We start from the raw sequence: 11,680 nt of genomic DNA on the forward strand, positions 1-11,680 counted from the left end.
TTTTTCATGGAAAATGCTCACTTACCTACCGCGCTCCCGCTTGGTGCCCTGTCCATACCGTTAACGGCAATTGCCGTTAACGGTATGGACAGGAAGGTAATTTGCCTACAAATATTTTACTCATACGGCAGTCAGGGAGTCCTGAAAAAAGAGGAAACACCGGATCCATCGGTGTTTCCTCTTACTTTACCCTTTCCGCAGGCTCTTTAACATTTTTAAGCTTCAGTGCGGATAGTTTATTCATATAATAGCGGTATTTCCAGCTTGTCACTTCAGTTTCCACAATTTTTTTCTCGCAGGAATCACAGATTAATTGATTGCATAGATGAATGCCTGACTTTTTAATCTGTCCGCAGATCACACACGTTTCGCCGGCCGGCTGATGTTCCCGCAAAGCCATATCCCTCACCTCCAGTTACAGGATGTCCATTGCGCCGTAAACTATGCGTCTTGTTTTCTGAAAATATCCTAAATTATCTTTCCACGGCCATTCGACACATCCGCCAGTATACGGAACGTGAACCTGACCGGTGCCTGTTCCCCCACCGCGCTTACCGTTTTTTATTGCCCCAATCCTCATTGACATGAACAGGCGATAATGACTATAATTTATTAAAATTATTTAAAAATTCTAGACTAATCTGATTCATTAATTATTTTTGCATTTTTTCAATTCAGGGAGAGTGTCCATCATGTTTACCATCGATCATTCTGCAACAGACTGCTATAACGAAATGTTTTCTCCTGATGGACAGATCAGAGCCCATTATCAAAATCTGTATGACCGTCTGAAAACCATCGGCGGTTCCGAACTGCTCGACCGATCGGCAAAAATTCAGCAGCAGATGATTCGCCAGGGCATTACCTTTCAGCTCTATTCCGGCAATCAGGCCGGAGAGCGTACCATACCTTTCGATATCATACCGAGAATTATCCCCCGCAGTGACTGGAAAACGATTGAGGCCGGCTTAAAACAGCGCGTGTCCGCACTCAATCATTTTTTGTATGACGTCTACCATGATCAGCACTTTATTAATGATGGATTGATTTCCCGGCGCAGGATTGTTAATAACCCTTATTTTCTCCCGGAGATGGTTCATGTCGATGTGCCGCAGAACGTCTACATCGCTCTTTCCGGAATTGATATTATCCGGGATGAAAAAGGAAATTATTATTGCCTGGAGGATAATCTGCGGACGCCTTCAGGTCTTTCTTATGTCTTTAAAAACCGTTACCTGATGACCCATTACTTCCCTGATCTTTTCTTCTCTTCCCGTGTCCGGAACATTGAGCACGGTACGCAGGATCTTTTGACCGCCCTTCATGACCTCGCGCCGCACCATAAAAATAATCCGGTCGTTGTGCTTCTGACACCTGGCCGCTATAACTCCGCATACTTTGAACATGTTTTTCTTGCGCAGCAGATGGGCATTGATTTGGTTGAAGGTTCCGACCTTCGTGTTGAAGACCAGAAAGTCTTCCTGAATTCCATCGAAGGCAAAAAACAAGTGGATGTCATTTATCGGCGGCTGGACGACAACTTTCTTGATCCGCTGGCATTCAATCCAAGTTCTGTTCTCGGCGTTGCAGGTCTGATGAATGCATACCGGGCCGGGAATGTGGCCATTGCCAACGCGCCCGGAACCGGCGTCGCGGATGACAAAGCCGTCTATACAAAAGTTCCGGATATGATCCGCTATTTCCTGAATGAAGAGCCGATCTTGAAAAATGTCCCTACATACCAGCTCGGAAAAAAGGAGGATCGTGAATTTGTCCTCTCGCAGCTGGAGAAAATGGTTGTCAAGCGGACAGCCCTGTCCGGCGGATATGGCATGCTGATCGGTCCTCAGGCCGACAAAAAAATGATTGAACAATTCAGAAAACAGATTCTGGAACACCCGGGACGTTACATCGCCCAACCGACGATCAGCCTGTCTGCCGCACCGACACTCGCAGGCGGAAACGTTGAAAACCGCCATATTGATCTTCGGCCATTTATTATTCAGGGCAAAGATATTTCCGTAATACCCGGCGGACTGACGCGCGTGGCGTTGAACAAAGGGTCACTGGTTGTCAACTCCTCACAAGGTGGCGGAAGCAAAGATACCTGGATCGTCTGATCTTCGGAAACTGATAAATACCCGTCGGATATGTAATTATGAGTGTCGCCAAATTTATGGAACAATTAAGAGGGGATTACTATGATCGGCAGAATTGCGGAATCTCTTTACTGGCTCGGGCGTTACATTGAACGCATCGAAAACCACGCCCGCCTGATTGATGTAGACTATCATATGCAGACCTCGCATGAGGACCGAGCCCAGTACCCGTGGAGGGAACTGATGGAGACTATTGGAAACATCAGCGACTTTCAGAGCAAAAAACTCAGCTTCACGGAATCCGACGTTCTCACTACCATCGTGTTTGATCCGGATAACAGTAATTCAATTATTTCCTGCGTCGTCAATGCGCGAACGAACACCCAGACTGTCCGCGAACGCCTGCCCAGCGAAATGTGGGATGCGATCAATGGTTTCTATCTTTGGCTGAACAGCCGGAAACTGAATGATCTTCTCCTTTATCCCCACACCTTTTTTGAGCAGATTAAAAACCAGACCTCGCTGTTTCAGGGCATTGCCACATCGACCATGCTCCGCGGTCCAGAATGGCACATGATTCAGGCAGGAAAATATCTGGAACGGGCTGAAAACACACTGCGCATCTTCAGGGTGGTTTATTCCGACAACCATCAGGATATGTCCTACGACGATTCAATCGCCCTGTTAAAGTCCGTGAGCGGGTATGAGGCTTTCCGGAAATGCCTGTCCAACAAGGTGAACATCGAAAACATGCTTGACTTTTTAATTCTGAATGCAATTTTTCCGAGATCCACCCGATTCTCGCTTGGGCATTTGAAAGATCACCTCGGTTGCCTGTACGTTTCACGCGGTGTGATATCACCAGAGTTCGGACGTGTGATGAAGTCCATCGGCAGGTTTTATTCACAGCTCGCTTATATGGATCCGTCCGAGATCAGCCGCGCCGACGTGATTCCCTTTCTTGAAGAGGAGATCAGGCGGTGCAATACAATCGGTGCCGAAATTGGAAAAATGTTTTCTACAAAGGGGGTCAATGTGCTGTCCTTCTGATTCTAACGAATCACTCCGGACACATGCCACGTGATGAAATTTCAAATTCTACATACTACCCGTTATCACTATGTATCGGATATCGCGGACAGTGTCAACGAAATCCGCCTGTCTCCGCGTACAAACAATAATCAGTCCTGTTACCAGCACATGATTACCCTGTCGCCTCACGCGCCGCTTTATGCTTATGAAGATTATTTCGGAAATCTGGTCCACACTTTTTCGGTTTCCGAGCCGCACAGTGAATTGGTGATTACAGCACGTTCCGTCGTCGTGACCAATGATGAGGCACTGCCAAGGCAAAGTATCCTCCCATACAGTGAGGAACGGGCAATTATGGACAGTGAGCCCTTTCTGGATCAGTTCGCCGAATATCTTCATCCGACCGATTACACTGAAATAACTGGTGATGTGCAGCAGATTGCCGCACATTTTCTGCACGGTGAGACGATTGAATCCGTGTCACAGCTTCTTTCTTTAATTACTTCAGGAATTAAACACGACTATATTTATGATCCGGCCGCGACCCAGGTACAGACCAGGATTGATGAAATGATCAAGCTCCGCCGCGGCGTCTGCCAGGACTTCGCACATTTAATGATTGCCCTGTGCCGGTGCATTGGCATTCCGGCGCGCTACGTCAGCGGCTATCAGTACATCACCGATCTGAGCGGTGGCAACGCGGACTTTGAACAGGCGTCACATGCCTGGGTAGAAGCTTATATCCCAAATGTCGGTTGGACAGGATTTGACCCGACAAATGATGTTTCGGTCACCTGGCGCTACATCATTCTTGCCTACGGACGGGATTACAAAGATATTGTCCCGGTTAAAGGTGTTTATCACGGGACACCGCAGCAGGAACTCAAAGTCAGTGTCGATGTCCGAAAAATCAGCTGACTGAACACAAGAGAGCAGGCGCCGGCCTGCTCTCTTTTTGTTTCTGTTCACTTGGCTATGTTTAAATTCACTGTTGATTTTGTCACTCCATTGATTGGAGCGGAAAAACAACAGACACGTTTAATAAAGCCTTTTATTTTGTAATCTGTTCAAGAATATTTTTGATCCCATGTGTAGCACCCTGAGCGGCCACCATCCGATCAATATAATCATAGCGGTTCCGGTAGACTTCCGCGATGGTTTTCTGCAATTCCTCCGCAGTCAGTGAATCGTTATCCAGTACCTCACAAAACCCTTTTTTCTTGAATGACTCCGCATTCAAAATCTGATCACCCCGGCTTGTGCGGAGCGGGAGCGGTACTAAGATCATCGGCTTCTTAAGGGCCAGAAACTCAAAAATCGCATTCGAACCCGCACGGGACAGGATGATGGACGCGGATGCCATCACGTCGGGCAGTTCCTGATCCACGTATTCATACTGGCGGTACCCTTGGGTGCCTTCCAGCTCTGGATCCACGTTGCCCTTCCCGCACAGATGAACAATCTGATAATTTTTCAGGAGTTCTGTCAGCGATGCACGTACTTCCTCATTGATTTTTTTTGCCCCGAGACTGCCTCCCATAATGAGAAGCACCGGTTTGTTCACCTGAAAGCCCAGAAACTGAAGACCCTTTTCTTTTTTACCTTCAAAAAGTGCGTCCCGTATTGGAGCGCCGGTATAAACCACTTTATCTTTAGAAAGGGTCGCCGCCGCTTCTTCAAAAGTCACAAACAGTTTTGTCGCAAACCTCACCGCTATCCGATTGGCAAGGCCCGGCGTAATGTCCGATTCATGAATATAAACAGGTATCCGGTTCAGCCAGCCGCCTATGACAACCGGGACAGAAACAAACCCGCCCTTTGAAAAAATCACATCGGGCCTGATTTTTTTTAAAATCAAATAAGCCTGCATGACTCCGGCAAGGACTTTGAACGGATCCTTGAAATTTTTCATATCAAAATAGCGGCGAAGTTTTCCGCTTGAAATCGCGCGATAGGTAATACCGTGAGCCTGTACGAGATCTTTTTCGATCCCATTTTTGGAACCGATATAAGTGATCTCCCACTGGTCCTTTAACCGATCAATGAGTGCCAGATTCGGTGTCACATGCCCAGCTGATCCTCCACCTGTAAAAACTATTTTCTTAACCATGACTATTCCTCATTTCTTCCAAGTCTTCACTTTAAAAAGTTTAATACACATGCCACTAAAGTAAAACAAAAATTTAAAAGTATTGTGATGGTCAACCAGGCGGATTCCTATGCTTGCAAAACATTTGATTTCATTCGGCTTGACGCGACATTTTGCTGTTTTGGAGCGCTAATTGAATGGTACTGTCTGCAATTTGGGCAATACTGATGCCAGTTGCCTTCATCATCCGTGGGTATCGGCTGTAACTGGTAAATCCCGGCATCGTATTCACTTCGTTAAAGACAACTACGTTATTAGGCGTAAGGAACATGTCTACACGTGCCAGCCCTGAACATCCAAGCGTACGGTAAATATCTTTTGCCGTTTGTTTAATTTTCGCTTGCACTTCCTGAGGGATCTCGGCGGGTACACGAATCGTTGAATTCTCGGATCCCTTTTCTTGATGCGATTCCTGATGAATACGGAAAAATCCGTGAGACAGTACAATCTGATCGACTTCACTAACCGTCAGTTCCTCGCCATTTCCCAGGATGGCGCACCCGACCTCGCAGCCGCCGATCCCTTCCTCGATACAGATCTTGCTGTCATATTTCTGTGCTTCAACAACTGCCTCATAAAGGCCAGCCGAATCCCGAACTTTGGTGACACCGAACGAGGAGCCTCCATTAGCTGGTTTGACGAAAACTGGATAGCTGAATCCGGTCATGATTTTCTCTAATTGTTCCATAGAGACCGTACCTGTAAGAGAAACCGTCGCAGGGACGGGAATGCCCGCTTCTTTAATAATACGGTGTGAAATATCCTTGTCCATGCACACGGCAGAACTTAAAACACCGCAACCGACATAGGGGATTCCCGCTAATTGCAAGAGACCTTGGATCGTCCCGTCCTCGCCGTTTTTCCCGTGCAGTACCGGAAATACGACATCTAAATGTACGCGAGTGAACGTACCATCGGGTTTCTTCAAAATACCTTGTTGATTGGGGTATGGCAATAGAGCAAATGGCATGCATTCCGAATCGCTCCATGTATCCTGTGGAATGGCTTCCACTGGGCCATCGTATCGTTTCCATGCGCCGTCCTTCGTAATACCAATCAGTATCAACTCATATTTTGTAGTATCCAGGTTGGTGATGATCGTGTAAGCAGACTTCAGAGAGATTTTATATTCTGCTGAGCTCCCTCCAAATAGAATTCCTACTGTTATTTTTTTCAATGAGCATGACTCCATTTCAAACTTGATATTTGTTTACATTTGCCTGCAAATGAATCATAATCTTCGTCTTTTATGATTCGATAGAATAGGCCTATTGGTTAATCATATAATTAATTTTATATTTTTTCCTTAAGTATTTCTTAAACTTTGCACATGTTAGATCTCATATGGTGTAGTTATAAGCGAAAAAAAAAGAGACAGGTATTTTTTTCATTTAAATGGTCCCGGAAACTTCTCTTCTCAGAACGTGAAGAATAGCACGTATAAAAGCTCGTTTCAGAGTGTTCATATGAGTACATAGACCGGAAATCGACAGCGGGATGATGATCTTTAGCAACTGATTCAAAGATTATTAAGGCAAAATGCTTTGTTAAACGTGTTTGTTGCTTTTCGTTCCAATCAACGGAGTGACAAAATCAACAGTGAATTAAAACAGAGCCAAGGCAAAAAAAAGGGCACTAGGCCCGGTTAATGCATTTTATCAATCAGCGATTTCCCGCTGCGGTTCCGCTGTATTTGCAAACTGGCTGTTGTACAGATCGGCGTAAAAACCCTTTGCTTCAAGAAGCGTTTTGTGGGTTCCCTGCTCAATCACCTGTCCGTGATTCATCACCAGAATCAGATCCGCTTCCTTGATCGTGGAAAGACGGTGGGCGATCACGAAACTGGTCCGGTTTTTCAGCAGCGTCTGCATCGCTTTCTGGATATGCACTTCCGTTCGCGTATCAACACTGCTCGTCGCCTCATCCAGAATCAGGATCACCGGATCGGCGAGAATCGCCCGCGCAATCGTCAGCAGCTGTTTCTGGCCCTGAGAAATATTGCTGGCTTCTTCATTAAGCACCGTATCGTAGCCATCCGGCAGTGTACGTATAAAATGATCGGCATGTGCCGCCTCAGCGGCCCGCACAATCTCTTTTTCAGAAGCATTTTCACGCCCATAGGCGATATTTTCACGGATTGTTCCTTTGAACAGCCATGTATCCTGAAGCACCATACCAAAAAGATGATGCAGATGCTCCCGTTTCAGATCCCTGATATCGATGCCATCAACGGTGATTCTGCCTTCACGGCAGTCGTAGAAACGCATCAGCAGATTGACAAGCGTCGTTTTACCGGCGCCGGTCGGACCGACGATCGCCACAGACTCACCGGATTTAACATCGATATTCATCTCATCTATCAGCGGCTGTTCCTCTTTATAGCGGAAGGAGACATGGTCAAACCGAACATCACCTTTTGGATTTTTAAGCACCACTGCATCCTTTTTATCTGGTGTATCCTCCGTCTCATCCAGAATTTCAAAAATTCGTTCGGCTGAGGCAATCGTGGACTGGATAATATTTGAGATGTTTGCTATTTGATTTAAAGGCTGACCGAACTGGCGGGCGTACTGGATAAATGCCTGAATATCACCGATCTCAATCGACCGCTTGACGACAAGAATTCCGCCGACTACCGAAATCAGGACGTAGCCGATATTCCCGACAAACATCATCATCGGCATCATAATGCCGGACAGGAACTGTGCTTTCCAGGCGGAATGATAGAGCCGGCCGTTAATATTATGAAATTTTTCAACGGATTGTTTTTCTCTTCCGAACGCCTTAACCACCTGATGGCCTGTAAACATCTCTTCAACATGTCCGTTCAGGTGGCCGATCTGCTCCTGCTGCTGCTTAAAAAATCCCTGTGAACGCTTCGTAATCATCATAATACCGACGATGCTGAGCGGAATCGTCAAAAGAATGACCAAGGTCAGCAGTGGACTGATTGTCAGCATCATCACGATCACGCCAAGCAGTGTGACAATTGAAGTGATTGACGCGGTCAGACTCTGCTGCAGGGTATTGCTGATATTTTCCGAGTCGTTGACCGCACGGCTGAGAACATCACCATAGGGATGTGAATCATAATAACTCACCGGCAACCTCGCGAGTTTTTCATTCACCTGACCGCGCAGCTTATAGACCATTTTCTGAGAAACGCCGCTCATCAGGTACTGCATGACGTAAGTGAACAGCGAACTCAGCACGTACAAAAGAACCAGTGTGACAACAATATTCCAGATATAATTAAAATCAATGTGCGCGCCCGGGACACCGCGCAATTTCATCATCATCCCCTGAAAAAGCTTCGTTGTCGCATTGCCCATCAGTTTCGGAGCAATAATTGTGAAAATGGTGCTTAGTATAGCGGCTGCGAAGACAGCGATCAGCACCGCAAGATGCGGCTTCAGATAGGTCATCAACCGATGAAACGTTTTTTTGAAATTTTTGGGCTTCTGAACCGGCATTCGCATGCCGCCATGTCCGCCGAATCCCCCGCCAGGGCGACTGTTTCTTTTTTCTTCTTTACTCATGCCAGCTCCTCCTTTTTCAGCTGGGATGCAACAATTTCCTGATAGACCGGGCATGTTCCCATCAATTCCTCATGTGTGCCGATTCCTGCGACACTCCCGTCATCCAGCACAATGATTTTGTCTGCATGAAGAACAGTGCTCACCCGCTGAGCCACAATGATCAAAATAGATTCTCCCGTTTGTTTTGCAAGTTCCGCCCGCAGCCGGGCATCCGTTCGATAATCAAGAGCCGAAAAACTGTCGTCAAGCAGATTGATCTCCGCTTTTCTGACCAGGGCGCGAGCTATAGCGAGCCGCTGTTTCTGGCCCCCGGAGACATTTTTTCCTCCCTGGGCGATCTGCGACTGATAACCTTCGCCCATTTCACTGATGAACTCATCCGCCTGTGCAATGCGCGCGGCCTCCCGTATCTCTTCATCCGACGCCTGTTCATTACCATAGCGAATATTCTCCGCAACCGTTCCATTAAACAGAACCGCTTTTTGCGGAACATACCCGATCATCGACCGAAGTTCTTCCAAAGGAATATCACGGACGTCTCTTCCGTCAATCCGGATACTGCCACGAGCCGTGTCAAAGAATCTTGGAATCAGATTAAGCAATGTGGATTTACCCGCTCCGGTACCTCCGATAATTGCCGTTGTTTCGCCAGGGCGCGCGGTAAACGAAATATGGGACAGCGCGGGTTTTTCCGCACCCGGATAACTATAGGTGACGTCGTTGAATATCACACCGCGCTCTTTTTCCACTTCTGGTTTCATCTCACGGCCTGCGTCATCGATAATATCCGGCCGGATACCCAGCACTTCATTGACACGGACGGCAGAAACCTGTGCCCGAGGGATCATGATAAACATCATCGCACCCATCAGTATGGAAAACATAATCTGCATCGCATACTGAATGAAGGCCATAAGATCTCCGACCTGCATGCTTCCACTGTTGATCCGAAGCCCGCCGAACCAGACAATGGCAACTGTCGACAGATTCATGATCAGCATCATCAGCGGCATGGCCGCGGCCATAATCTGATTAATTTTGATCGATGTTTGCGTTATGTCCTGATTGGCCGCGTCAAATCTATTTATTTCATGTTTTGTCCGGTTAAATGAACGGATCACACGGATACCAGTCAGTTCTTCACGTAGCACCAGATTCATCCGATCCATTTTCTTTTGAATCGCTTTAAAATACGGAATTCCTTTTTTAGCCAGCACAGTAATTCCGGCGATAAGCAGCGGCAGCGTGACCACAAGCACCAGAGACAATTTTGCGTCTTTGTAAACCGCCATGATGATTCCGCCAATACACATCAATGGAGCCATCGTCATCATTTTTAAAATCATCATATAAACCTGTTCAACCTGTGCAATATCATTGGTCGTTCTTGTGATCAGCGAACTTGTTCCGACCACGTCAAATTCTTTTAAGGAAAAGGTCTCTACATGTGCGAACATGCTGTTTCGAACGTCACGGCCAAATCCCGCGGCAACCTTGGAAGCGAGATAATTGGCTATGACCGTGAATACCCCGGCGATCAGCGTGACAAGCAGCATCCACAACCCCATCTTATAGATATAGGGTAAATCTCCTTTGACAATGCCGGTATCCACGATATCCGACATCAACGTCGGAAGGTAGAGGTTGGCGAGCGACTGTAAAAAAACAAAAATCACTGAAAAAATGGCAGGCCACATATAAGGCTTTAAATATCTCGAAAGGCGGATCATTTTTTCATCTCCAATCTGAAAAAAGCAGCTTATTTGGTGCTTTCTGTATTCTTTATTTATTTTTTTAATCTGACAGTCCGTCCCTTTACGAATGCTTTGAAGCATTCTTTTAGTTTACTTGAGATTTGTGAACCAAAGATGAATTCCTTTTAACAGTTATTTCTTCACTAAATGCAATCGTACCTTTAGATAATACAATTTTACCATAGCTGGATCGGTTTCCCGATCCAAATTTATAGCAAGAAAAAATTTGATTCAAATCATGTGTTGCTTCACGTCCTCTACAGTAATAGAGTTGTTTAAAAGTAAAACTATCATTAGGCATGGATTGGAGAAAACAGATGCTGATCACGAACGGCCAAATATTAGTTAGAAAAATGCAGTACAGCAATAAGGATTTTTTTTTGCTCTTTAAATGGTTAAACAATAAAAAACTACTTAGCTTCATTGAAGGACCAAGTTCAAAATTTACTAAAGAACAGATTATCAAAAAATATGGACCCAGGGCTAAGGGTGAGCATTATGTCACTCCGTGTATCATTGAATTTAACAGCTTAGCGATTGGTTATCTGCAATTTTATCCCTTACAAGAAGCTGAAATTCTGGAATATGGAGTTAAAGCAGACAAGAAACAGTTCGGATTAGATCTGTTTATCGGAGAGACAAATTATTGGCATCAGGGAATTGGAACAACTGTGTTGAAACTAATGATCCAATATTTATTTACGAAGCAAGGAGCGGTTGACATTTACGTTGATCCACAAACATGGAATACGCGCGCAATTAAAAGTTATCAGAAGTGTGGGTTCAAAAAGTTAAAAGTATTGCGTGAACATGAATTATTCGATGGGAATTTAAAAGATAATCAACTCATGAGAAGATCGCTGGACAAGCCTCCTGACTTATCAGAATAGCTGTCAGATAATCTCTTGAATGCTTACGATATCGAATATAAAAAAACAAAGAGGCATTCCCGTTTTTGGGGAATGCCTCTTAATCTATTTGCCTGGCAGTGACCTACTCTCACAGGGGGACAGCCCCCAACTACCATCGGCACAGAAGAGCTTAACGGCCGTGTTCGGGATGGGAACGGGTGTGACCTCTTCGCTATGACCGCCAGACTAAAACCCG

The 11,680-nt window shown here is 45.8% G+C and carries 10 protein-coding genes and 1 rRNA gene; 5 read left to right on the forward strand and 6 right to left on the reverse strand.

All coding sequences use genetic code 11. The features are described 5' to 3' along the window. Positions 1–210, forward strand: a 210-nt coding sequence (locus E4665_RS18390) for a hypothetical protein (protein ID WP_206663601.1), incomplete at its 5' end; no start/stop codon positions are given. Here E4665_RS18390 and E4665_RS17455 read toward each other — a convergent pair. Further along, on the reverse strand, positions 182–400 hold the full coding sequence (locus E4665_RS17455; protein WP_135350085.1) for a sigma factor G inhibitor Gin: 219 nt from the start codon (positions 398–400) through the stop codon (positions 182–184). The genes E4665_RS18390 and E4665_RS17455 overlap by 29 nt on opposite strands. Positions 401–692: 292 nt before the next feature. On the opposite strand from E4665_RS17455, the gene E4665_RS17460 reads away from it, so the two are divergent. The 3 genes from E4665_RS17460 (at position 693) to E4665_RS17470 (ending at position 4,049) form a co-directional block, all read left to right on the forward strand. Next, a complete protein-coding gene (locus E4665_RS17460) occupies positions 693–2,120 on the forward strand; it encodes a circularly permuted type 2 ATP-grasp protein (RefSeq protein WP_135350086.1) in 1,428 nt (475 codons plus the stop codon). Between the two features lie 81 nt (positions 2,121–2,201). Further along, entirely contained in the window at positions 2,202–3,149 is a 948-nt protein-coding gene (locus E4665_RS17465) for an alpha-E domain-containing protein (protein WP_135350087.1), read from the forward strand. 33 nt (positions 3,150–3,182) lie between these two features. After that, on the forward strand, positions 3,183–4,049 hold the full coding sequence (locus tag E4665_RS17470) for a transglutaminase family protein (protein WP_135350093.1): 867 nt from the start codon (positions 3,183–3,185) through the stop codon (positions 4,047–4,049). 133 nt (positions 4,050–4,182) lie between these two features. Here E4665_RS17470 and E4665_RS17475 read toward each other — a convergent pair whose 3' ends face one another. From E4665_RS17475 to E4665_RS17490, 4 genes are all read right to left on the reverse strand, one after another. Further along, complete coding sequence (locus tag E4665_RS17475; RefSeq protein WP_135350088.1) at positions 4,183–5,241, reverse strand: undecaprenyldiphospho-muramoylpentapeptide beta-N-acetylglucosaminyltransferase; 1,059 nt, start codon at positions 5,239–5,241, stop codon at positions 4,183–4,185. A gap of 130 nt (positions 5,242–5,371) precedes the next feature. Then, a complete protein-coding gene (locus E4665_RS17480; protein ID WP_135350089.1) occupies positions 5,372–6,457 on the reverse strand; it encodes a D-alanine--D-alanine ligase family protein in 1,086 nt (361 codons plus the stop codon). A 481-nt stretch (positions 6,458–6,938) separates the two neighbouring features. After that, positions 6,939–8,819, reverse strand: coding sequence for an ABC transporter ATP-binding protein (locus E4665_RS17485; RefSeq protein WP_135350090.1), 1,881 nt, complete (start codon positions 8,817–8,819; stop codon positions 6,939–6,941). After that, complete coding sequence (locus E4665_RS17490; RefSeq protein ID WP_135350091.1) at positions 8,816–10,549, reverse strand: ABC transporter ATP-binding protein; 1,734 nt, start codon at positions 10,547–10,549, stop codon at positions 8,816–8,818. The genes E4665_RS17485 and E4665_RS17490 overlap by 4 nt, the downstream gene beginning before the upstream one ends. 341 nt (positions 10,550–10,890) lie before the next feature. On the opposite strand from E4665_RS17490, the gene E4665_RS17495 reads away from it, so the two are divergent. Continuing rightward, entirely contained in the window at positions 10,891–11,463 is a 573-nt protein-coding gene (locus E4665_RS17495; protein WP_167815246.1) for a GNAT family N-acetyltransferase, read from the forward strand. 90 nt (positions 11,464–11,553) lie between these two features. On the opposite strand, the gene rrf is transcribed toward E4665_RS17495, so the two are convergent. Continuing rightward, positions 11,554–11,670: ribosomal RNA gene (rrf, locus tag E4665_RS17500) — 5S ribosomal RNA — on the reverse strand. Positions 11,671–11,680 lie beyond the last annotated feature (10 nt).

The sequence above is a fragment of the Sporolactobacillus shoreae genome (assembly GCF_004684935.1).
Lineage (GTDB): Bacteria > Bacillota > Bacilli > Bacillales > Sporolactobacillaceae > Sporolactobacillus > Sporolactobacillus shoreae.

Bases quoted from the DNA above. Each gene is read 5' to 3' on its own strand.
- E4665_RS17455 (WP_135350085.1), bottom strand. From the start codon at position 400: ATGGCTTTGCGGGAACATCAGCCGGCCGGCGAAACGTGTGTGATCTGC.
- E4665_RS17460 (WP_135350086.1), top strand. From the start codon at position 693: ATGTTTACCATCGATCATTCTGCAACAGACTGCTATAACGAAATGTTT.
- E4665_RS17465 (WP_135350087.1), top strand. From the start codon at position 2,202: ATGATCGGCAGAATTGCGGAATCTCTTTACTGGCTCGGGCGTTACATT.
- E4665_RS17470 (WP_135350093.1), top strand. From the start codon at position 3,183: ATGAAATTTCAAATTCTACATACTACCCGTTATCACTATGTATCGGAT.
- E4665_RS17475 (WP_135350088.1), bottom strand. From the start codon at position 5,241: ATGGTTAAGAAAATAGTTTTTACAGGTGGAGGATCAGCTGGGCATGTG.
- E4665_RS17485 (WP_135350090.1), bottom strand. From the start codon at position 8,819: ATGAGTAAAGAAGAAAAAAGAAACAGTCGCCCTGGCGGGGGATTCGGC.
- E4665_RS17490 (WP_135350091.1), bottom strand. From the start codon at position 10,549: ATGATCCGCCTTTCGAGATATTTAAAGCCTTATATGTGGCCTGCCATT.
- E4665_RS17495 (WP_167815246.1), top strand. From the start codon at position 10,891: ATGCTGATCACGAACGGCCAAATATTAGTTAGAAAAATGCAGTACAGC.